This window comes from Streptomyces sp. NBC_00400, assembly GCF_036048035.1.
Lineage (GTDB): Bacteria > Actinomycetota > Actinomycetes > Streptomycetales > Streptomycetaceae > Streptomyces.
The window spans coordinates 7671761-7693143 of record NZ_CP107940.1 but is presented as its reverse complement, the minus strand read 5'-3'; the positions used below and the strand labels follow the sequence as shown (position 1 = coordinate 7693143).

Genomic DNA, 21383 nt, shown 5'->3' with positions numbered 1-21383 from the left:
TCCCCATGGAGCCCGGCCCGGCCCACCGGCGACCGACACCGGCGCCGCCCCTGCTGGCGCTGCGCGGCATCTCCAAGCGGTACGGCGCCGTGCAGGCCCTGGCGGATGTCGAACTGGAGGTCCGCGCCGGCCAGGTCGTGGCACTCGTGGGCGACAACGGCGCCGGCAAGTCCACGCTGATCAGGGTGGTCGCCGGGGTCGACGCCGCCGATGAGGGAGTGATCGAGTGGGACGGCCGTCCCGTCCAGATCACCCGGCCCCACGAAGCCCAGGACCTGGGCATCGCCACCGTCTACCAGGACCTCGCGCTGTGCGACAACCTCGACGTGGTCGGCAATCTCTTCCTCGGCCGCGAGATCCACCGGGCCGGTGTGCTGGACGAGGTGGAGATGGAGCGCCTCACCCTGGACCTGCTCGACATGCTGGCCATCCGGATGCCCGACGTACGCCTCCCGGTCGCCTCGCTCTCCGGCGGCCAGCGCCAGACCGTCGCGATCTCCCGCTCGCTGCTCGGCGAACCCCGGCTCGTGCTCCTCGACGAACCCACCGCGGCGCTGGGCATCGAACAGACCGCCCAGGTCCTCGACCTCGTCGACCAGCTCCGCGAACGCGGGCTCGGGGTGCTCCTGATCAGCCACAACATGGGGGACATCAAGGCGGTGGCGGACTGGGTCGCCGTCCTGCGGCTCGGCCGCAACAACGGCTTCTTCGATGTGACGACCACCTCCCACGAACAGATCATCTCCTCGATCACCGGGGCCACGGACAACGCCGTGACACGCCGCAGGACACCGGGGTGGGAGGTGCAGCCGTGAGCAGGACCTGGGCATTGCGCAAGCAGCGGCCGTCCGGCGGGCAGGGGGCCAACGGCGGGGCGGTGCCCCCTGCCGACCAGCGCCGTCTCGCGCCCGATTTCGGGGCACAGAACCCCCTCGACGTGCTCCGGCGGAGGTTCCACAGCGGCGAGCTCGGCTCGGTGCCGGTGGCCCTCGGCCTGATCGTGGTGTGGATCATCTTCGAGAGCCTGAACGAGAACTTCCTCTCGCCGCGCAACCTGTCCAATCTGACCGTGGACATCGTCGGTACCGGCATGATCGCGGTCGGTGTGGTGTTCGTTCTGCTGCTCGGCGAGATCGACCTCTCGGTGGGATCGGTGAGCGGCCTCGCGGCGGCCGCCTTCGCGGTGCTGACCGTGAACCATGGCGTGCCGGAGGGACTTGCGGTGCTGATCGCGGTGCTCGGGGGCACGGTGATCGGAGCCGTTCAGGGGTTCTTCTTCGCCAAGGTCGGGGTACCGGCGTTCGTGGTCACCCTTGCGGGCCTGCTGGGCTGGAACGGCCTGATGCTCTACGTCCTGGGCTCCAACGGCACGATCAACATCGACGACGACGGCCTGCTCGCGATGCTGACCAGCTATTACTTCAACAATGTGGCCGCGGCGTACGGTCTGGCGGTGCTGGGCACCGCCGGCTACTTCCTGGTGTCGTACCGTGACGTGCGGCGGCGCAGGGCCGCCGGTGTGCCCGCCCGGCCGCTGAGCGAGATCCTGCTGCGCACCGGAGTGCTGGCGGTGATCGCCCTGGCCGCGGCCGTGGTCCTCAACCAGTTCCTGGGGCTGCCGCTGGCGCTGCTGATCTTCCTCGTCGTGCTCGTCGGCCTCGACTGCGTGCTGCGCCGCACCCGCTACGGACGCATGATCTTCGCCCTCGGCGGCAGCGTCGAGGCAGCCCGCCGCACCGGCCTCAATGTGGACCTGGTCCGTATCTCGGTCTTCATGGTGTCCGGCACGATGGCCGCGATCGGCGGTCTGTTCCTGGCCTCGCGCGTCACCTCGGCCAGTCAGACGTCGGGGGCGGGCCTGCTGCTGATGGACGCCATCGCCGCCGCGGTCATCGGCGGCACCAGCCTGTTCGGCGGCCGGGGCCGGACCTGGTCCGCCCTGCTCGGTGTCCTGGTCATCCAGTCGATCGCCTCCGGTGTGGCCCTCATGGGCATCCGGACCGCCGTGCAGTTCATGATCACGGGCGGGGTGCTGCTGATCGCCGTGGTCATCGACTCGCTGTCGCGGCGGGCGCAGAAGGCGCACGGGCGGGTCTGACGCGCCCGTGCACCGGGCCGGGGCCCGGGAACGCCACCGGGCGAGCGGGCGTTTGCGCCGCGGCAGGCCAAGGAACACCTCAGCCGATGCACCCGATCCTGCACGCACTGTCCATCGCCGGATCCATGACCTGGGAGATCACCTGGGCGCTGATCCTGGGCTTTGCGCTGTCCGCGGTCGTCCAGGCCGTGGTGCGCACCTCGACCGTGGTCGGGCTGCTCGGCGACGACCGTCCCCGCACCCTGACGCTGGCCGCCGCGCTGGGTGCGGCGTCCTCCTCCTGCTCGTACGCCGCGGTCGCGCTGGCCCGGTCGCTGTTCCGCAAAGGCGCGCACTTCACGGCCGCCATGGCGTTCGAGATCGCCTCCACGAACCTGGTGGTCGAACTCGGCGTCATTCTGGCCCTGTTGATGGGCTGGCAGTTCACGCTCGCCGAGTTCACCGGCGGACCGGTCATGATCGTCGTGCTGGCCGTGCTGTTCCGCCTCTTCCTGCGCGACAAGCTGCTGCGGCGCGCCCGTGAGCAGGCCGAACGGGGGCTGGCCGGCTCCATGGAGGGGCACGCGGCGATGGACATGTCCGTACACCGCGAGGGGTCCTTCGCGCGACGGCTGTTCTCCGCCGAGGGCTACACCTCGACCTCGCGCGTCTTCGTCATGGAATGGGCCGCGATCATCAAGGATCTGGTGCTCGGCCTGCTGATCGCCGGGGCCATCGCCGCCTGGGTCCCCGACAGCTTCTGGCGCGCGTTCTTCTTCGACGGACACCCGCTGGCCGCGAAGGTGTGGGGGCCGCTGATCGGGCCGCTGGTGGCGATCGCCTCGTTCGTCTGCTCCATCGGCAATGTGCCGCTGGCGGTGGTCCTGTGGAAGGGCGGGATCAGCTTCGGCGGGGTGGTCGCCTTCCTCTTCGCCGACCTCCTGATCCTGCCGATCCTGCACATCTACCGGAAGTACTACGGGACCAGGATGGCCCTGTTCCTGCTGGTCACGTTCTATGCGTCCGTCGTCGTCGCGGGCTACGTGGTCGAAGCCGTCTTCGGCGGACTGGGGCTGATCCCCCGCCAGGCCGACGCGACGATCCCGATGTCCGGGGTCTCGTGGAACTACACCACCTGGCTCAACCTCGCCTTCCTCCTCCTCGCCGCCGCGCTGGTCCACCGCTTCCTGCGCACCGGGGGCCGGGCCATGCTGCGCGTGATGGGCGGCACACCGCCTGACGGTCCCGGGGCTCATCCCGCGCACGCCGGCACCGGGCACGACGGCACCGGGCCCGGCGGCACCGGACCCGGCGGCACCGGACCCGAGGGCACCGGACACGGCCCGCGCTGACCGGCGGCGGGTGGGGCCGAGCGCGTGCCGAGCGAAGGCCGGATGGCCCGTGCCGGAGCGGGCGAGGTCGAGCACCCTGGAGGTGTGGGCGCGAATGCGCCGAGCGCGCCAGGAACGGAGCGAGGCCATGAACGATGTCATCACCGCCGGTGTGGACGGTACGCCCGAGTCCCTGTCCGCGATCCTGTGGGCGGCACACGAAGCACGGCTGCGCCATGCGCGCCTGCGGCTGCTGCATGCCTGGGTGCTGCTCGCGCCCGAGCCGGTGGACCGTCCCCTGGAGGAGTTGGAGGAGGGGGACCAGAACTACTGGCCTCACCGGATGATGGAGGAAGCCGTCACCGCGGTGCGCACCCGTTTCCCGGACCTCCCGGTGGACCCGGTCCTGGTGCCCGCGGACCCCCTGGAGGCCCTGCAGAAAGCCGCGGGAGAGTCGGACCTGCTGGTCCTCGGCTCGCGGGACCTGGGGCCGGTGTCCCGCTTCGCCCTCGGCGAGCTCGGACTGAAGCTGGTGGCGCACACCGAGTGCCCCACGGTGCTGGTACGTGCCCGGCCGGGCATCGCGGCGACCGGGCAGGACGGAGAGGTGGTGGTGGGGCTGGGCCTGCACGGGCCGTGCGAGGCGCTGCTCGCCTTCGCCTTCGACAGCGCCGCCCGCCGGGGTGCCGCGCTGCGCGCCGTGCACGGCCGGCACCTGCCCTCGTACGCGTACAACCGGGGCGGCGGTGTGGAACCGGTCCTCGCCGAGGAGGCGGCGCGCGACGCGCGGCAGGAGCTGGCCGCGGCGCTGCATCCGTGGCGGGAGAAGTACCCGGACCTGCGGGTGAACGAGCGGGTGGTGATGGAGAGTCCGGCGCCGGCCCTGCTGCACAGCGCCGCGGACACCCGGCTGCTCATCGTCGGCCGGCGGCACCGGCGCCGGATGCCGGCACCGCGGATCGGCCATATCGTCCAGGCGGCCGTCCACCACGCCCCGTGTCCGGTGGCCGTGGTGCCGCACGAGTGACCACGCGGCGGCGGGCGTCCACGGTCTGAGACGGCCGGGGGCCGGCGCCATGACGCCCCGCGGCAGAAGGCGGATGATGACGGTGAGAGGTCATACCGGCGGGACCGCCTGCCGAGGGCATGACGGCTCCGTCCGCGGCCCGAGGCGGCAGCCGCCGGTAGCGGCAGCCCCGGTGGAAGGCAGAGGTGAGCCATGGCAAAGACAGTCGAATGGCCCGTCCGTCTCACTCTCTTCGAGGAGGACGGAACGACCAAGGCGCGCGTGGAGCTCCGGACCGGAACCACCACCCTCACCGGGCACGGCACGGCCCGCTGCAGCCCCGAGGACCGGGACGTACCGGAGATCGGGGACGAGATCGCGGCCGGGCGTGCGATGAAGGACCTCGCGGGGCAACTGCAGCGGGTGGCGGATCTCGATCTCGAAGGGGTCGGTGCCGCGCCGCCCCGGCACGACCACCGCGCCGCGTACGGCTGGGCCGACGCGATGGCGTGAGTCCGTGCGGGCGCCGTCCCCGGCCGGCCGGTGCCACGGCGCTCCCTGGAAGGAGCCGGCCATGTCGGATGCGACGCTCACCGACCTGTACGAAGTGACCATGGCCCTCTCGTACCTCCACGAGGGCATGACGGAGCCGGCGACCTTCAGCTGCTTCGTACGGGCCCTGCCGCCGGAGCGGGGGTTCCTGATCGCCGCCGGGGCCGAGACGGTCCTCGACTTTCTCTCCGGCTTCGCGGTCGGACACGACGATGTCGAGGTGTTCGCCGAGGCGCTGCAGCGGCCGGCGAGAGAGCTCGCTCCGCTGCTGGGGATGCGCTTCACCGGGGAGGTCCGGGCCGTTCCGGAGGGCCGGGTCGTCCTGGCGGGTGAGCCGTTGTTGGAGATCACCGCTCCGCTGCCGCAGGCGCAGTTCGTGGAGTCGTATGTGCTCAACCACCTCACCCATCAGACGACCATCGCGTCCAAGTGCGTCAGATGCGTGCTCGCCGCACGGGGGCGCTCCGTCGTGGACTTCTCGCTGCGGCGCAGCCCGGGAACCGCCGCCGCCTGCCAGGTGGCCCGGCTGGGTGCCATGACCGGATTCACCGGCACCAGCAATGTGGCGGCGGCCCACGCCGAGGATCTGACGGCGGTGGGCACGATGGCGCATTCGTACATCGAGGCGTTCGGGGACGAGGAGGCGGCGTTCACCGCGTTCGCGCTCCGCCATCCCGGACCGGTGACTTTTCTGGTGGACACCTACGCCACCGAATCCGGCGTCGCGGCAGCGGCCAGGGTGCTGAACGCACTGGGGCGCGGTGACGGGTCGGCCATCCGCCTGGACAGCGGTGACCTGGCAGAACTGGCCTTCCGCGCCCGCACGATCCTGGACAACGCGGGACTTCCACAGGTCCGCATCGTCGCCAGTGGCGGGCTGGACGAATTCGCGGTGCACGATCTGGCACGGGCGGGAGCCCCGATCGACGTCTTTGCCGTGGGCACCCGGGTCGGGGTGAGCGCCGACGCCCCCGCGCTGGATTCGGCGTACAAGCTCGTCGCCTACGACGGCCGGCCGCTGATGAAGCTGTCGGCGGCGAAGGCCACCGCACCGGGCCGCAAACAGGTCTTCCGCCGGCCCGGGTGCCACGATGTGATCGGCCTGGCCGAGGAGCCGGTGCCCCCGGGCAGTACGCCGCTGCTGGAGACGCTGATGCGCGGGGGCGTGCGCAGTACGCCGCGGGGCCGCCTCGAGGACGCCCGGCGGCGGGTCACGGCCGATATCGCGGAGCTGCCCGCGGCCGCCCGGTACATCCGGTCGCCGCAGGCCGTTCGGGCGAAGGTCTCGAAGCGGCTCGCCGTCCTGACCGAACAGGTCCGGCGGCGGATCGAGCGCGAGGCCCTGGCCCCGTTCGGCTCGCACGCCTGAGCCACCGGGGGGTTTTCTCCGTACCGTCGTCATATGGCGGACAAGCAGGGCGGGAGCGGCGCCGGGAAGCTGCCGCGGTCGTTGTACGAGACGGAGCTGTACCGGCTGCAGACGGAGCTGGTGAAGCTCCAGGAGTGGGTGCGCACCGAGGGTGCCCGGCTCGTCGTCGTTTTCGAGGGGCGTGACGCGGCCGGCAAGGGAAGCACCATCAAACGGGTCACCCAGTACCTCAACCCCCGGGTGGCACGGATCGTGGCGCTGCCGCGGCCCACCGAGCGGGAGCGCACCCAGTGGTACTTCCAGCGCTATGCGGAGCACCTTCCCGCGGCGGGCGAGATGGTGCTGTTCGACCGCAGCTGGTACAACCGGGCCGGTGTCGAACGGGTCATGGGCTTTTGCACACCGGCCGAACACCAGCTGTTTCTGCGGCAGTGCCCGGTCTTCGAGCGGATGCTGGTGGAGGACGGGATCCTGCTGCGCAAGTACTGGTTCTCGGTGAGCGACGAGGTGCAGGAGCAGCGGTTCCGGCGGCGGCTGCAGGACCCCACCCGGCGCTGGAAGCTCTCCCCCATGGACCTGGAGTCGCTGACCCGCTGGGAGGAGTACTCGCGGGCCAAGGACGAGATGTTCGTCCACACGGACATCGCGGAGTCGCCGTGGTACGTCGTCGAGAGCGACGACAAACGCCGGGCCCGGCTGAACATGATCGCCCACCTGCTGTCGACGGTGCCCTACCGCGCCGTCACCCCGCCCGAGCTGACCCTGCCGCCGCGGCCGCCGGCCACCGGTTATCAGCGGCCGCCCCGGGACCTGCAGACCTACGTCCCCGATCATGCGGCCGGGCTGGGGACGTAGCACCGGGCCCGGGTGCCGGTGCCGGCTCAGGCGGTCGGGGGCACGACCGCCACGGGGCAGGCGGCGTGGCAGAGAGCGGTGTGCGCCACCCGGCCGGGCTGCAGACCGAAGTGTCCGTGGCGGCGCTGCGCCCCGACCACCAGCAGATCGGCTGCGGCGGCGCGGTGCACCAGGACCTTGTGCGCCGGCCCCTCGACCACGGCGCGCTCCACCCGCACCGCCGGATGGGCGCCGGCCGCCTCGGCCAGGGCGTCATCCAGCAACGCCGTGGCCTGCTCCTCGTCGGAGCGGTGGGGCTCCGCGGCGGGCTGTGGGGCGTCGGCCGCCGTCCCGGGTGCCGGGCGGCGCCAGGCGCAGACCGCCTCCAGCGTGCAGCCGCGGGCCTCGGCCTCGCGGAAGGCGAAGCGGACGGCCGCCATTTCACCGGCCGGGTCGGCGATGCCGAGGAGGACGCGGTCGTGTGTGCCCGCGAGTCCGGCCGGGTCACCGCGTACCACGATCACCGGGCAGCGGGCGCGGGCGGCCACCGTCAGAGTGACCGACCCGAGCAGCAGGCCGGTGATCTCCCCGCGTCCCCGCGACCCCAGGACGAGCGCCGAGGCATGCAGGCCCTCGTTCAGCAGGACGGTGACCGCGTCGTCGGCCAGCACCTCCGCCGAGACCCTGAGGTCCGCGTGACGGTGGCGGGCGTGGTCGGCGGCGGACGCCACGATGTTCTCGGCGAGCACCTGCTCGACGGGGCGTTCCGGGGCCGGCGCCGACGAGGTGCCCTCGTAGCGCTCCCACCGGGAGGCGTGGACGATCCGCAGCGGAAGGGCGTGGCGTACCGCCTCGTCCACCGCCCAGTCCAGCGACCGGAACGCGGCATCCGATCCATCGGTTCCGACGGTCAGCGGATGCTCCATCGCCTTCCCTTCCTTACGCTCACCTCGGCGAGGGGGCCTACTGCCACCGTCGCACCGTGGTCCGGTGCGCGCAGGGGCGGCGGCCAGGCGGTCCCGAAGCCGTTCGGCGGGACCGCGCCGGGCCGCGCGGGCCGCACCGGGCCCACCGGCCCGGGGTGACGGAGCGCGGCGCGCCCATGGCCCGCAGTCGTGGTGCCATGGAAGGGACACACCGACGAACGGAACCGTCACCATGCGAACGGAACCGTCACCATGAGCGGCGTCTCCCTGGCCGCTTGTCTGCACTCGCTGCGGGCCGTGGTCTTCGACACCGACGGGGTCATCACCGACTCCGCGCGGATGCATGCCGCGGCCTGGAAGAGCGCCTTCGACGCGTGTCTGACGGCCGCGGGCGGGCAGCGCCCCTTCGACCCCGTGGACGACTATCTGCGCTATGTCGACGGACGGTCCCGGCAGGACGGGGCGGCCGCCTTCCTGCGCGCCCGGGGCCTCGGTCTGCCGCCCGGCACGCCGGAGGACGCACCGGGCACGGACACCGTCGGCGCCGTCGCGGCCCGCAAGGACGAGCTGTTCACCGCGCGCCTGCGGACCGAGGCCGTCACCACCTGGCCCGGCACCGTGCGCCTGCTGCGGGTGCTGTGGGACCTCGGGGTACCGTGCGCCGCCGTCTCGGCGTCCCGCCATGCCACCGAGCTGCTGGCCGCGGCCGATGTGCTCGGGCTCTTCGGGGCCGTGGTGGACGGCAACGAGGCGCGCCGGCTGCACCTGCCCGGCAAACCGGACCCCGCGCTCTTCCTTGAAGCGGCCCGGCGGCTCGGTGTCCCGGCCGCGGACACCGCCGTGGTGGAGGACGCCCTCGCCGGTGTCGAGGCCGGCCGCCGCGGCGGATTCGGCCTGGTGGTGGGCGTGGACCGGACGGCAGGACCGTACAGTGCCACCGCCCTGCGCCGCCGTGGCGCCGATGTGGTCGTGGCCGACCCCGGCGAGCTGCTGACGGCCGGGGAGGGGGGATGACGAGCGCCTGGACCTGGCCGTACGGCGGCCGGGGCGGGCGGATGCCGCACCCCTGGGCCTGGTCGTACGAGGGGTACGACCCGGAGACGGAACGGCTGCGCGAAACGCTCTGTGCCCTCGGCAACGGCTACTTCGCCACCCGCGGCGCGGCGTCCGAGGTGCCGGCCGGACCCGCGCACTACCCCGGCACCTATGCCGCCGGCTGCTACAACCGGCTCACCTCGCTGGTGGCGGGGCGCCCGGTCGAGAACGAGGACATGGTCAACCTCCCCAACTGGCTCCCGCTGCGCTACCGGATCTGCCCCGCCGACGCGGCTCCCGGCCCCTGGCTCTCCCCCGACCACCCGCAGCTGGCAGAGCACCGGCAGACCCTGGACCTGCGGCACGGCACGCTGACCCGCTGTTCGGTCTACGAGGACGAGGCGGGCCGGCGGCTGACCGTCGAACAGTGCCGCCTGGTGCACATGGGAGAACCCCATCTGGCCGCGCTGCGCACCTGCTTCCGGTCCCATGGGTGGGCGGGCACGGTGGAGGTGGAGTCCGGGATCGACGGTGCGGTGCGCAATGCCGGCGTCGCGCGCTACCGCGAGCTGGCGGACCAGCATCTGACGGGGTGGGAGACCGGCAGCGAGCGGCCGGACACCGTGTGGCTGAGCTGCCGCACCCTCGACTCGGACATCCGTATCGCGTTGGCCGCCCGGACCCGCGCCTCCTCCGGCCGGGGCGGGGCACCCATGCCGCAGCTCACCGCGCTGGGGGCGTTCCACACCCTGGTCCTGCCCCTCCCCCCGGCCTCCCCCGCGGTCGTCGAGAAGACCGTGGCGCTGTTCACCTCGCGTGACCCGGCGATCGAGAGCCCGCGGCACGCGGCAGTGGACTGTGTGGCCCTGGCCCCGCACTTCCGGCAGTTGCGGGCCTCGCACCACCGCGCCTGGGAGAACCTGTGGCGGCAGGCCAAGCTGGAGGTCCCCGGCGAGGCGGGCGGGATCCTGCGGCTGCACCTCTTCCACCTCCTGCAGACCCTCTCGCCGCACACCGCCGAGCTGGATGCCGGGGTGCCGGCGAGGGGGCTGCACGGCGAGGCGTACCGCGGACATGTCTTCTGGGACGAGCTGTTCGTACTGCCGTTCTTGAATCTGCATCTGCCGCAGGTCTCCCGTGCGCTGCTCGACTACCGCTACCGGCGGCTGCCCGCCGCCTGCCATGCCGCGCGGGAAGCGGGCCGCACCGGTGCGATGTACCCGTGGCAGAGCGCCGGCGACGGCCGTGAGGAGACCCAGCAGCTCCACCTCAACCCGCGCTCGGGGCGCTGGCTGCCCGACTACTCGCGGCTCCAGCACCACGTCGGGTCGGCGATCGCCTACAACGTGTGGCAGTACGGACAGGCCAGCGGCGACACGGAGTTCCTGCACACCAGGGGCGCGGAGATGCTGCTGCAGATCGCCCGCTTCTGGGCCGCCTGTGCGGTCTGGGACGCCTCCCTGGGCCGGTACCGCATCCGTGGGGTCGTCGGTCCCGACGAGTACCACGACGGCTATCCGGACGCCGCCGCACCGGGAGTGGACGACAACGCCTACACCAATGTCACGGCGGCCTGGGTGCTGATGCGTGCCCTCGATCTCTGCCGCACGCTCCCCGAGGCCCATCACCGGCAGCTGTGCGAACGTCTCCAGCTCGGCCCGGAGGAGCCCGAGCGCTGGGAGGACATCGCACACCGGCTCCATGTGCCCTACCACCGCGGGGTGATCAGCCAGTTCGCCGGATACGGGGACCTCGACGAGCTGGACTGGCACGGATACCGGCAGCGCTACGGTGACATCCGCCGGCTGGACCGGATCCTGGAGGCGGAGGGCGACACGGTCAACCGCTACCAGGCCTCCAAACAGGCCGATGTGCTGATGCTGGGCTATCTCTTCTCGCCGTCGGAGCTCGCTTCGGTGTTCCGCCGGCTCGGCCATCCCCTGGACGACGACATCTGGCACGCCACCGTCGACTACTACCTGCACCGCACCAGCCACGGCTCCACCCTCAGCGCCCTGGTCCACGCCTGGGTCCTGGCCCGCGTCCAGCGTCCCGACGCCTGGACGTTCTGCGAGGAGGCGCTGGCCGGGGACGTGGCGGACGTCCAGGGCGGCACCACAGCGGAGGGCATCCACCTGGGCGCGATGGCCGGCACCCTGGACTTCGTCCAGCGCGGGATGACCGGCCTGGAGACCCGCGACCAGGCGCTGTGGCTCGATCCGGCGCCGCTGCCGGAGCTCTCGAAGTTCGGGGTCCGCATCCGCTTCCGGCGCCACTGGGACATCGATCTGCGCATCCGCGCCGAGCAGGTACGGATCGCGGTGCCGGCCTCCGAGAACGCCGCGGTGCGGGTCAGGCTGCGCGACCGCGCGTTCTCGCTGGCGCCCGGTACGTCCCGCCGGCTCGATCTGCCCGGCGACTGACGGAGGCCGAAGGGCCCTGCCGGTCACGGACCGTCCGCCGGTCACGGCTCACCGGCCGGACACGGCCCGCCAGTTGCACGACGGGCCGTGCCGGCGCCGGGGACGGCGGCGTTCTCACCGCCGCAACGGGCCCTCGCAGCGGAAGTCCGCGCTGCCGGCCCGGCCCGAGGACCAGATGTCGGTGGGGCCGAAGGAGCAGTTCATATCGGTGAAGTTGTTCGCGGCGGGCTTGGTGCGGTCGAGGATGAAGTAGTCGACGGTCTCGGCCATGTCCTTGAAGACCTGGCCGGGGTCGCCGGAGTTGGCGAGATTGGCGGTGATCCGGCCGGTGCAGGTGAACCGGCCGATGCCCGGGTCGCCGTCGTCCTTGCAGACGGGCGTGTTGGCGGTGGCGGCGGCGAAGGCGCTCTGTACTTCGGCGGGGGTGGCGAACTTCAGGGATCCGTTGGGCGTGAACGTCGTGTCCGGTACGAAGAGGTCGTCGACGATGGCGATCTGCGCGTCGAGGAAGGCGTCGTACTGCTGCTGCAGCCCCGCGTCGGATCCCATGCGGTTGCGCCAGGAGTCGAAGGCGGCCGGGTCGTCCGCCCGCAGGTACCGGTACATCTCCTGGAGCATGGCGGGGTGGTCGCGCCACAGGAACTCGAAGAACGTCCCGGCGTAGGAGTAGAAGCGGAAGCCGTCGCGGTCGTACGTCGCGTGCAGGAACGCGTTGATGCTCATACGGGCTTTGCCGTCTGCGGTGTCCGCGATGATGTCGCGGACGAGCGACCGGCGCACGGCGATGCCGTTGTCGCGGGTCGAGCCGTCGAAGAACTCGGCGCTGCCCTCGTCCATGGCGGTGGTGCGGTCGCCCTCGTACCAGGGGCCCTCGCCGAAGAAGCCGGGGACGGCGAAGCGGCCGTTGAGGTAGTGGACGTACTCGTGCCGGAAGAGCTCTTCGAGGGTGAGGCTGGAGTCCTGGGGGACGCGCCGCTGGTAGGTGTAGAAGGTCGCGCCCTGCTCGATGTAGACGCCGCCGTTGTTGGTGCCCATGCCGGTGAGCATCGGGTGGTAGACCTCGTAGTCGGCGCGGGAGGCGTACAGGACGATGGTGAGGGTGGTGTTGGGGTCGCCCGCCAGCGGTTCAGTGGTGCCGAGCACCCGGTGGAACTGGGCCCTGACCTGCTTGGACGCGTAGTAGAGCTGGTCGACGACGGCGCGGTCGAGGGCGGTGCGGACCTTGAGGGCGCCGTTGTCGTAGGAGTAGGTGTGCGGGAAGATCCGCTTTTCGATGTCGTCCTTGCACACCGCGTACGGCTTGCAGGCGTCGAAGAAGATCAGCCAGCCGGCGACCTTGGCCCAGGGTTCGCTGCCGTCGCCGAAGTTGCGCACGGTGGTGGGGAGGAGGGCGCCGAGGTCGGTGACGATGGCCTGCTTGAGGGAATCGATCTGGCCGAAGCGGCCGTACTCCCCGAGCGCATCGCGTACGGCCCAGGCGTTGGGTGTCCCCTTGAGGTGGGTGTATCCGGCGAACGCCTTGAAGACGGCGCGGTAAGCGGGGTCGGCGGCGACCGCGTACTGGAAGGCGGTGTCCTTGTTGCCGGGGTAGACGCCCAGGTAGTTGACGGAGAGCGCGGCGAGAGCGGCGTTGCCCCAGGCCGGGTCCTTGTGGGTGGCGGGGTGGGCCGCGTCCAGGGTGGCCAGGACCCGCTGGATCAGGTCGAGTTGGTGCTGACGCAGGCCCGGGGCGCTGGCGGCGTAGAGGGCTTCGCGCAGGGTGTCGGCGTTGGCCCGGGTGACGTCGAAGGTGCGGGCCGCGGTGCCGAAGGCCTCGACGGCGCGGCGTACGGCGTCGACGGTGGGGGCGTCGGTGGTGTCGATCTCGTCGTGTGAGAAGTCCTGGTAGGCCACCGCGTGCAAGTACGTGAACATCTCGTACAGATGGCTGGTGTTCTTGCCGTCGTGGGCGGCGGCGAGGCCGGTGATGCGACGGGCCACCGCCTGGACGTGGGCGTCGGACATGACGGGGATGAGCCGGGGGTCCCAGGTCCACACGAGGGTGCGCAGACAGCCGTCGGCCGTGACGGCCGGGTCGGCGAGGAAGTCCGCGAACTGTTCGGGGTTCAGGCCGGTGATGCCGTCGAGGGTGCAGGGGGCGACCTCGGGTCTCGGGCCCTGCGGCGGGCCTGCGGGCTTGGTCTGGGGGCCCGGTATACGGCCTCTCTCGACGAGGGCACGGGGTGCCGGCGCCGGGGCGGCGTCGGACTTCGGGGCTCTGGCGAGGCGTTGGGCGTGGTCGAAGGGGTTGGCGGTGGGGGCGGCAGGACGGTGTCCGGGCTGGGGTGCCCGGGTCCGCTGCGAGGAGGGGGCCGACGGGTGGGGTGCCGCCTGGGCGGCCTGGACGGCCGGCAGGGCGAGGGTGGTGGCGAGGGTCGCGGCCAGCAGGATGCTGCGCGGCAGACGCGAAGGGGACACCTGAACCTCCGGGAGGGGGTGGGGGGTTGTGTGGGGATGGAGGCGGTGGCCTTCACTCCACGAGGTGTGACCCATAACATAGTAATGTGAAATTGCACTGACAAGGCTTCAGGTACTTTCTTTACCGGAGGTGTCCTTTGACTTCGCGCGCCCCCCAACTCCACACCGGCAGCCACGACTTGCCGGTGTCGGACGCCCTCGCCTCCTTCATGACCGGCCGGTGGGCCACCACCCCTCCCCCCGACGGCCCCCGCGTCCCGGGCTTCGCCCGGTTCGCCGGCCGCCGGGCCCGGCTCGCCGCACGCTTCCCCGGCGAGCGGCTGACCGTCCCCGCCGGGGAGTTGAAGGTCCGCTCCCACGACTGCGATCACCGCTTCCGCCCGCACAGCGCCTACGCCTGGCTGACCGGGCTGACGGGCGAGGACCAGCCGGGGCACGTCCTGGTACTGGAACCGGACGGCGAGGCGGTGCTGTACCTGCGGCCGCGGCCGCCGCGGGACGACGGTGGCGCGTTCTACCGGGACCGCCGCTACGGCGAGTTCTGGGTGGGCCGCCGCCCCGATCTCGCCGAGGCCGAACGCCTCACCGGCCTCCGCTGTGCGCACCTGGACGACCTCGCACCTCACCGGCCCGGACGGGACGCCGCCCATGACGCGGAACTCGCCTCCGTCCTCAGCGAGTTGAGACTGGTGAAGGACGACTGGGAGGTGGCTCAGCTCCAGGAGGCCGTCGCGCACACCACCACCGGCTTCGAGGATGTCGTACGGTCCCTCCCCGCCGCACTGCGCCACCCGCGCGGCGAACGCTGGATCGAAGGGGTCTTCCAGCTGCGCGCCCGCGCCGAGGGCAACGGCACCGGGTACGAGACCATCGCCGCCGCCGGCGCCCATGCCTGTGTGCTCCACTGGACCCGCAACGACGGACCGCTCGACCCCGGCCAGTTGCTGCTGCTGGACGCGGGCGTGGAGACCGACACGCTGTACACCGCCGACCTCACCCGCACCCTGCCGCTCTCCGGGCGCTTCTCCCCCGTCCAGCGCCGGGTGTACGAGCTGGTGCTCGGCGCGCAGGAGGCGGGCATCGCGGCCCTCAAGCCGGGCGCGAGTTTCCGGGACTTCCACCGGGCCTGTACGGGCGTCCTGGCCGAGGGGCTGGCCGACTGGGGCGTCCTGCGCATCCCGGCGCGGGAGGCGCCGGCCGCCGACAGCGGCCTGTACCGGCGCTACACGCTGTGCAGTTCGGGCCATATGCTCGGGCTCGATGTGCACGACTGCGCCCGGGCCCGCGCCGAGCAGTACCTGGACGGCGTCCTGGCGGAGGGGCAGGTCCTGACCGTCGAACCGGGGCTCTATCTCCAGCCCGACGACGAGACCCTGCCCCGCGAGCTGCGCGGTATCGGGGTCCGGATCGAGGACGATCTGGTGATCACCTCGGACGGTGCCCGGCTGATGTCGTCGGCGCTGCCGCGCACCGCCGACGGGGTGGAGGAGTGGATGGACGGGCTGCTCACCGGCCGGGGCTGACCACGCTGACCGGGGCTGACCGGGCTTGCCCCGTCCACCCGGTCAGCCCCGGCGGGCGGCCTGCGGCTGCTGCGGCCGCGGTACCAGCGGTTCCTCGCGGCCCTGGGCCCACAGCGAGCGGACATGACCGAGGTGGCGGGCCATACAGGCCTCGGCCGCCTCGGCGTCGCCCGTCAGCATCACCTCGAGGAGCTCGACGTGCTCCTCGGCGGAGGGCAGCAGTTGATTGCGCTCGTCGAGGCGGGTGAGGCCGTAGAGACGGGAGCGCTTGCGCAGGTCCCCGACCGTCTCGACCAGGCGGTCGTTGCCGCTGAGGCCGAGCAGGTCGAGGTGGAAGCGGCGGTCGGCCTCCAGGTAGCCGATGAGGTCGTGCGCGCGGGCGGCGGCGACGATCTCCAGGGCGGCAGGGCGCAGGGCCTCCAGCTGTGCCGGGTCGGCGGTGCGGGTGACCTGGCCGACGACCGGGACCTCGATCAGGGCACGGATCTCGGTGTACTGGTCGAGGTCGCGCTCGCTCACCTCGGTGATCCGGAAGCCCTTGTTGCGCACCGGCTCGACCAGCCCCTCGCGGGCGAGGTCGAGCATCGCCTCGCGCACCGGGGTGGCGGAGACCCCGAAGTCCGCGGCGAGGCCCGGGGCCGAGTAGACCGACCCCGGGCGGAGCTCGCCCGCGATCAGGGCCGCGCGCAGTTGATGGGCGACCTGGTCGCGAAGCCGCTCCTGCGCGGTGATCAGGCTGCGGTGCTTGAGTTCACCCATCGTGGTCCTCCGAATTGGCGCGGAGTGCCAGCGTACAATGTCACGTTGCGCGAACTCCCTGGTGGCGGGCGGCCGTCGGCCTCACGGGCCGCGTGTCACAGCACGAACCCCGCGGGGAACGGGTCGGACGGGTCGAGGAAGTACTGCGCGGTGCCGGTCACCCAGGCCCGGCCGGTGACGGTGGGGACCACGGCCGGGAACGGGCCGGCCGTGGTGGTGGAGACGAGGCGGCCGGTGAACTCCGTTCCGATGAACGACTCGTTGACGAAGTCCTGGTGGAGCGGGAGTTCGCCGCGTGCGTGCAGCTGCGCCATCCGTGCGGAGGTGCCCGTACCGCACGGCGAGCGGTCGAACCATCCGGGGTGGATGGCCATCGCATGCCGGGAGCGGGAGGCGTCCGACCCCGGCGCGGCGAAGTAGACGTGCTTGAGGCCGCCGATCCGCTCGTCCTCGGGATGGACCGGCCGGTCGGTGGCGTTCACGGCCTCCATGAGGGCGAGTCCGGCGGCGAGAATGTCGTCCTTACGGGCCCGGTCGAAGGGCAGGCCGACGCTGTCCAGCGGCAGGATCGCGTAGAAGTTGCCGCCGTAGGCGAGGTCATAGCTCAGCGTGCCGTAGCCCGGGACGGCGATTTTGCGGTCCAGTCCGGCGCAGAAGGCGGGCACATTGGTGAGGGTGACGGCCGTGGCCGCCCCGTCCCTCACCTGCACCTCCGCGGTGACCAGTCCGGCGGGGGTGTCGAGCCGCACCCTGGTCACGGGTTCTTGGACCTCCACCATGCCGGTCTCGACGAGGACGGTGGCCACGCCGATCGTGCCGTGCCCGCACATCGGGAGGTAGCCGGAGACCTCGATGAACAGGACGCCGTAGTCGGCGTCGGGCCGGGTCGGCGGCTGGAGGATCGCGCCGCTCATGGCGGCGTGGCCGCGCGGCTCGTACATCAACAGCGTACGGAGGGCGTCGCGGTGCTCGGCGAAGTGCAGCCGGCGCTCGGCCATGGTGGCGCCGGGCACAATGCCGACGCCGCCGGTGATGACGCGGGTGGGCATGCCCTCGGTGTGGGAGTCGACGGCGTGGAAGACATGGCGGGTGCGCATGGCGGACCCCCTTTCAGCGGTGGCCGTCGGCGAGGAGCTTTCCGGTGGCGGCACGGAGCGCGGCCGCGTGCTCGGCGGTGAGCGGGGAGCGTGGCGGGCGGGTCGGGCCGCCACGGTGTCCGGCGAGGTCCATGGCCAGCTTGATCGCCTGCACGAACTCGGGCCGGGAGTCCCAGCGCAACAGCGGGTGCAGGGCGCGGTAGAGCGGCCGCGCGGTGTCGAGGTCACCGGCGAGGGCGGCGCGGTAGAGGGTGCCGCACGCCTCGGGCAGTGCGTTGGGGAAGCCCGCGATCCAGCCGACGGCACCGGCGAGGGCGAGTTCGAGCAGGACGTCGTCGGCGCCGATCAGCAGGTCCAGCTCCGGCGCGACTTCGGCGATCTCGTAGGCCCTGCGGACATCGCCGCTGAATTCCTTGACGGCGACGATGCTGCCGTCGGCGTGCAGCTCGGCGAGGAGGCCGGGGGTGAGGTCGACCTTGGTGTCGAAGGGGTTGTTGTAGGCGACGACGGGCAGGCCGGCCGCGGCCACCTCGGCGAAGTGGGCACGGACCGCGGCCGGTTCGGCACGGTAGCCGTTGGGCGGCAGCAGCAGGACGGAGCCGGCGCCCGCCTCGGCGGCCTGCTCGGCCCACCGGCGCGATGCGGCACTGCCGTAGGCGGAGACACCGGGCATCACCCGGTCTCCGTCACCGGCGGCCGCCACGGCGGTACGGACGACCCGGGCGCGCTCGTCGTCGGTGAGCGTCTGGTACTCGCCGAGGGAGCCGTTGGGGACGACACCGTCGCAGCCGGCGGCGAGCAGCCGGGCCACCTGGTCGGCGTAGGCGTCGTGGTCGACGGAGAGGTCGTCACGAAAGGGGAGGGTGGTGGCAACCATGATGCCGTGCCAGGGGCGGGTGCGGGTGACCATAGGAAGTCTCCTTCTATGAGATGTGACATTTTACTGAGCGCTCCAGGGGCTTGCCAAGGCCGCCCGGAATCGAACTAGGCCTGTCCGCCCGCGAGTTCCCCCAGGACGACGGGACAGGCGAGGGGTCTGCGGTCGGCCGCGGGCCCGTCCTGACCCGCGAGCCGGGCCACCGCGGGGCCGCACATCCGCCCCTGACACCAGCCCATTCCGGCCCGGGTGAGCAGTTTGACGGTACGGGTGTCGCGGGCACCGAGGCCGGATACGGCGTCCTGGATCCGGCCGGCCGTGACCTCCTCGCAGCGGCAGACCTCGGTGTCCGCACGGAGCCAGCCGGCCCAGCCGGGGCGCGGCGCATGCGCGGCGGCCATGGTCAGGGCGAACCGCCGCAGCCGGTCCCGGCGGCGCCGCAGCGCGGCGCGAGGGGCCCGGCGGGCAATGCTGTGCGCCGCCAACTCACCCTCCGCAAAGGCGAGTTCCGCACCCCCCACGCCCCCGGCCTCACCGGCCGCCCAGACACCGTCGACCGTGGTCCGCTGCTGGTCGTCGAGCACCAGGGCCCAGGTGCCGTCCGGAGTACGACGGGTGGCGCAGCCCAGTGCCGTGGCCGTCTCCAGTTGCGGTACGAGCCCGTGCCCGACGGCGAGCGCATCGCAGGGGATGCGCAGTCCGGTCCCGGGCACCGGCCGCCAGTCCCGGTCGAGCCGGGTCACGGTGACGGCCTCGACCCGGTCGCTGCCGTGCACGGCGGTGACCGCGCTGCGGGAACGGAGGCGTACCCCGTGGCGGAGCAGGGTCACCGCGTGACCGGCCCCTTCGACGAGCTTGCGGGGGTTGGCGGCAAGTGTGCGCGGGGCACGGGCGTATCCGGCGTAGCCGCTCGCCTCGGCGACCACCGGCACGGTGGCGCCGGCCGCGGCGAGCGATCCGGCGACGGCGAGCAGCAGCGGCCCGCTGCCGGCGACCACGATCCGCCGCCCCGGCAGCACCAGCCCCGCCTTGAGCATGGCCTGCGCGCCTCCCGCGCCCACCACACCGGGCACCGTCCAGCCGGGGAAGGGGAGTTGACGCTCGTGCGCGCCGGTGGCGAGAAGCACGTGCTGCGCCCTCACCTCGGCCCGCCCCTGCCCGCCGTCGGGCCCGGTGACCGCGTGCACGGTCCAGTGCGCCGGGTCCCGGGTGACGGCCCAGACGTGGTGTGCCGCGAAGTGACTCACCCGGCCTGCGGCGAGCTGCGCGTCCAGCCGCGCGGTACGCCGCGCGAAGGCACGCCAGGAGTGATGCAGGGCCTCGGGGCGGGCGGCGCCCAGCCCGGGAGCCGGCTGCCGGTAGAACTGTCCGCCGGGCCGGGTGGCCGCGTCGACGAGTGCCACCCGCAGCCCGAAGCCGGCGGCGGTGACGGCGGCGGCGAGCCCGGCCGGCCCCGCGCCGATGACCACGAGGTCGTGGGTGTCAGACGGCGAGATCGGCATGCCCGTGTCCCTCCTGGGTGGTGATCGTGTCCCCGGGCCGGGCGGGCACCAGGCAGGCCCGTTGGTTGGGCCGGCCGTTGACGGTGGCCAGACAGTCGAAGCAGGAGCCGATCCCGCAGAAGGCTCCGCGCGGCCGCCCCTCGCGTCGCGTGGTCCGCCAGGAGACCACACCGGCCGCCCAGAGCGCGGCGGCGATGCTCTGACCGGGCAGCGCGGGCAGGGGCCGCCCGTCGAAACGGATCTCGAACGCCGGTCCCGGCGCGGCCCGTACGACGTCGGCGGGGGTACGGCGACGCGTCATCCCCGGACTCCTCTCGGTGGTGGTGTGCGGGCGGGCGAAGGCACGAGCAGGGCGGACAGCGTCATGCCTCCCCCGCCCCTTCCTCCGCCGCCCCTTCCTCTCCCGCCCCTTCGGCGAACCGGTCCGGGCGGAACGGCCGCGCGTCCAGCGGGCCGGGGGTCCCCGTCAGCGCGGCGGCGATCAGCCGGCCGGTGGCCGGGGCGAGTCCGATGCCCGCGCCCTCGTGACCGCAGGCGTGCAGCAGGCCGGGCAGGCGCGGGTCGGGGCCGATCGCCGGGAGGTGGTCGGGGAGGTAGGGGCGGAACCCCTGATAGGTGCGCATCACCCGGACACCTGCCAATACGGGGAACAGGGCAGCGGCTTGGGCGGCGAGCCGGCGCAGCACCCCGACCGAGAGTGTGCGGTCGAAGCCGATCCGTTCCCGGCTGGCACCGATCAGGACCGGTCCGGCCGGGGTGCCCTCGACGACGGCGGAGGTCTGCAGCGCCGCCGATCCGCTGGCCACATCGGCGACATAGTCCGCGGCGTAGACCTTGCGGCGTACGACACGCGGCAGCGGCTCGGTGACCAGCACACATCCCCGGCGGGGCCGGACGGGGACCCGCACCCCGGCGAGGGAGGCCAGCCGGCCGGCCCAGGTGCCGGTGGCGTTCACCACTGCGGGGGCCAGGAGGTCGCCCCGCGGGGTACGGACGCCCCGTACCGTCCCGCCGGGCCCCCGCAGGACGGCCGTGACCTCCGCGCCCAGGTGCAGCCGGGCCCCGGAGGCACGCAGCAGATGGGCGGCGGCCAGGGCGGGCTGGACCTGGGCGTCCTGCGGGTAGAGGACGCCTCCGGCAAGGCCGGGCGCCAGATGCGGTTCGGCATCCCGCAGCCGGTCGGCGGAGAGGCAGTCGCTCCGCACGCCCGCCCTGCCCTGCGCCGCGCGGAAGGCGCGCAGCGCCGCCATGCCGGGTTCGTCGGAGGCGACGACCAGCCCGCCCTTCGTCTCGTACTCGATCTCCGGCGGCAGCTCGGCGGCGAGGTCGCGCCACAACCGGAGGGAGAGCAGCGCGAGTTCGAGTTCGGGTCCCGGTTCCTTGTCGGAGACGAGCAGGTTCCCCTCTCCGGCGCCGGTGGTGCCGCCCGCGACGGGTCCGCGGTCGACGACGGCGACATCAAGGCCGGACCGGACGGCGTAGTAGGCACAGGCGGCGCCGACCACTCCGGCCCCGACGATGACCACATCCGGAGCATCCAAAGACTGTCTGTGTCTCGTGGGCACATCAGTAATATGTCACACAACACAAGCGTCGGAAAGGGGACTTGGCGGAC

The 21383-nt window shown here is 72.6% G+C and carries 18 protein-coding genes; 10 read left to right on the top strand and 8 right to left on the bottom strand.

Annotated features, from left to right (window positions below):
• The first annotated feature begins 5 nt into the window (after positions 1 to 5).
• From OHS81_RS33845 to ppk2, 7 genes are all read left to right on the top strand, one after another.
• Positions 6 to 815, top strand: coding sequence for an ATP-binding cassette domain-containing protein (locus OHS81_RS33845; protein ID WP_328389649.1), 810 nt, complete (start codon positions 6 to 8; stop codon positions 813 to 815).
• Positions 812 to 2098, top strand: a complete 1287-nt coding sequence (locus tag OHS81_RS33840) for a sugar ABC transporter permease (protein WP_443058805.1) — start codon at positions 812 to 814, stop codon at positions 2096 to 2098. The genes OHS81_RS33845 and OHS81_RS33840 overlap by 4 nt, the downstream gene beginning before the upstream one ends.
• A gap of 86 nt (positions 2099 to 2184) precedes the next feature.
• Entirely contained in the window at positions 2185 to 3429 is a 1245-nt protein-coding gene (locus tag OHS81_RS33835) for a permease (RefSeq protein WP_328389647.1), read from the top strand.
• 127 nt (positions 3430 to 3556) lie between these two features.
• The gene (locus OHS81_RS33830) at positions 3557 to 4435 is read left to right on the top strand and encodes a universal stress protein (protein ID WP_328389645.1); all 879 of its coding nucleotides are present in this window, start codon (positions 3557 to 3559) and stop codon (positions 4433 to 4435) included.
• Between the two features lie 192 nt (positions 4436 to 4627).
• A complete protein-coding gene (locus tag OHS81_RS33825; protein ID WP_328389643.1) occupies positions 4628 to 4927 on the top strand; it encodes a dsRBD fold-containing protein in 300 nt (99 codons plus the stop codon).
• A gap of 61 nt (positions 4928 to 4988) precedes the next feature.
• Complete coding sequence (locus OHS81_RS33820; RefSeq protein WP_328389641.1) at positions 4989 to 6335, top strand: nicotinate phosphoribosyltransferase; 1347 nt, start codon at positions 4989 to 4991, stop codon at positions 6333 to 6335.
• Positions 6336 to 6368: 33 nt separating this feature from the next.
• Positions 6369 to 7190 (top strand): polyphosphate kinase 2, encoded by an 822-nt coding sequence (gene ppk2, locus OHS81_RS33815; RefSeq protein ID WP_328389639.1) that lies wholly within the window; start codon positions 6369 to 6371, stop codon positions 7188 to 7190.
• 26 nt (positions 7191 to 7216) lie between these two features.
• Here ppk2 and OHS81_RS33810 read toward each other — a convergent pair whose 3' ends face one another.
• Complete coding sequence (locus tag OHS81_RS33810) at positions 7217 to 8095, bottom strand: universal stress protein (protein WP_328389637.1); 879 nt, start codon at positions 8093 to 8095, stop codon at positions 7217 to 7219.
• Positions 8096 to 8347: 252 nt separating this feature from the next.
• Here OHS81_RS33810 and OHS81_RS33805 point away from each other — a divergent pair, with 252 nt between their 5' ends.
• A complete protein-coding gene (locus OHS81_RS33805) occupies positions 8348 to 9109 on the top strand; it encodes an HAD family hydrolase (RefSeq protein ID WP_328389635.1) in 762 nt (253 codons plus the stop codon).
• Entirely contained in the window at positions 9106 to 11553 is a 2448-nt protein-coding gene (locus tag OHS81_RS33800; protein WP_443058804.1) for a glycoside hydrolase family 65 protein, read from the top strand. Before OHS81_RS33805 ends, OHS81_RS33800 begins: the two co-directional genes overlap by 4 nt.
• A 114-nt stretch (positions 11554 to 11667) precedes the next feature.
• Here the strand turns inward: OHS81_RS33800 and OHS81_RS33795 are convergent, their stop codons facing one another.
• Positions 11668 to 14010 carry a collagenase gene (locus OHS81_RS33795; RefSeq protein WP_328389633.1) on the bottom strand — a complete coding sequence of 781 codons (2343 nt, stop codon included), beginning with the start codon at positions 14008 to 14010 and terminating at the stop codon, positions 11668 to 11670.
• Between the two features lie 137 nt (positions 14011 to 14147).
• Between OHS81_RS33795 and OHS81_RS33790 the strand changes: the two genes are divergently transcribed.
• Positions 14148 to 15533 (top strand): aminopeptidase P family protein, encoded by a 1386-nt coding sequence (locus OHS81_RS33790; protein ID WP_328389631.1) that lies wholly within the window; start codon positions 14148 to 14150, stop codon positions 15531 to 15533.
• 42 nt (positions 15534 to 15575) lie between these two features.
• Here OHS81_RS33790 and OHS81_RS33785 read toward each other — a convergent pair whose 3' ends face one another.
• From OHS81_RS33785 to OHS81_RS33760, 6 genes are all read right to left on the bottom strand, one after another.
• Positions 15576 to 16292: a GntR family transcriptional regulator gene (locus OHS81_RS33785; protein ID WP_328389629.1), complete on the bottom strand. Its 717-nt coding sequence runs from the start codon at positions 16290 to 16292 to the stop codon at positions 15576 to 15578.
• 95 nt (positions 16293 to 16387) lie between these two features.
• On the bottom strand, positions 16388 to 17389 hold the full coding sequence (locus OHS81_RS33780) for a proline racemase family protein (RefSeq protein WP_328389627.1): 1002 nt from the start codon (positions 17387 to 17389) through the stop codon (positions 16388 to 16390).
• A 13-nt stretch (positions 17390 to 17402) separates the two neighbouring features.
• Positions 17403 to 18299 carry a dihydrodipicolinate synthase family protein gene (locus tag OHS81_RS33775; protein ID WP_328389625.1) on the bottom strand — a complete coding sequence of 299 codons (897 nt, stop codon included), beginning with the start codon at positions 18297 to 18299 and terminating at the stop codon, positions 17403 to 17405.
• Positions 18300 to 18373: 74 nt separating this feature from the next.
• Positions 18374 to 19768 (bottom strand): FAD/NAD(P)-dependent oxidoreductase, encoded by a 1395-nt coding sequence (locus OHS81_RS33770; RefSeq protein ID WP_328389623.1) that lies wholly within the window; start codon positions 19766 to 19768, stop codon positions 18374 to 18376.
• Positions 19749 to 20069 (bottom strand): (2Fe-2S)-binding protein, encoded by a 321-nt coding sequence (locus OHS81_RS33765; protein ID WP_328389621.1) that lies wholly within the window; start codon positions 20067 to 20069, stop codon positions 19749 to 19751. Before OHS81_RS33765 ends, OHS81_RS33770 begins: the two co-directional genes overlap by 20 nt.
• A 61-nt stretch (positions 20070 to 20130) precedes the next feature.
• The gene (locus tag OHS81_RS33760) at positions 20131 to 21294 is read right to left on the bottom strand and encodes an NAD(P)/FAD-dependent oxidoreductase (protein WP_328389619.1); all 1164 of its coding nucleotides are present in this window, start codon (positions 21292 to 21294) and stop codon (positions 20131 to 20133) included.
• Positions 21295 to 21383: the final 89 nt, after the last annotated feature.

Bases quoted from the DNA above. Each gene is read 5' to 3' on its own strand.
- OHS81_RS33780 (WP_328389627.1), bottom strand. From the start codon at position 17,389: ATGCGCACCCGCCATGTCTTCCACGCCGTCGACTCCCACACCGAGGGC.
- OHS81_RS33825 (WP_328389643.1), top strand. From the start codon at position 4,628: ATGGCAAAGACAGTCGAATGGCCCGTCCGTCTCACTCTCTTCGAGGAG.
- OHS81_RS33805 (WP_328389635.1), top strand. From the start codon at position 8,348: ATGAGCGGCGTCTCCCTGGCCGCTTGTCTGCACTCGCTGCGGGCCGTG.
- OHS81_RS33810 (WP_328389637.1), bottom strand. From the start codon at position 8,095: ATGGAGCATCCGCTGACCGTCGGAACCGATGGATCGGATGCCGCGTTC.
- OHS81_RS33830 (WP_328389645.1), top strand. From the start codon at position 3,557: ATGAACGATGTCATCACCGCCGGTGTGGACGGTACGCCCGAGTCCCTG.
- OHS81_RS33765 (WP_328389621.1), bottom strand. From the start codon at position 20,069: ATGACGCGTCGCCGTACCCCCGCCGACGTCGTACGGGCCGCGCCGGGA.
- OHS81_RS33845 (WP_328389649.1), top strand. From the start codon at position 6: ATGGAGCCCGGCCCGGCCCACCGGCGACCGACACCGGCGCCGCCCCTG.
- OHS81_RS33820 (WP_328389641.1), top strand. From the start codon at position 4,989: ATGTCGGATGCGACGCTCACCGACCTGTACGAAGTGACCATGGCCCTC.
- ppk2 (WP_328389639.1), top strand. From the start codon at position 6,369: ATGGCGGACAAGCAGGGCGGGAGCGGCGCCGGGAAGCTGCCGCGGTCG.
- OHS81_RS33835 (WP_328389647.1), top strand. From the start codon at position 2,185: ATGCACCCGATCCTGCACGCACTGTCCATCGCCGGATCCATGACCTGG.
- OHS81_RS33800 (WP_443058804.1), top strand. From the start codon at position 9,106: ATGACGAGCGCCTGGACCTGGCCGTACGGCGGCCGGGGCGGGCGGATG.
- OHS81_RS33785 (WP_328389629.1), bottom strand. From the start codon at position 16,292: ATGGGTGAACTCAAGCACCGCAGCCTGATCACCGCGCAGGAGCGGCTT.
- OHS81_RS33775 (WP_328389625.1), bottom strand. From the start codon at position 18,299: ATGGTCACCCGCACCCGCCCCTGGCACGGCATCATGGTTGCCACCACC.
- OHS81_RS33770 (WP_328389623.1), bottom strand. From the start codon at position 19,768: ATGCCGATCTCGCCGTCTGACACCCACGACCTCGTGGTCATCGGCGCG.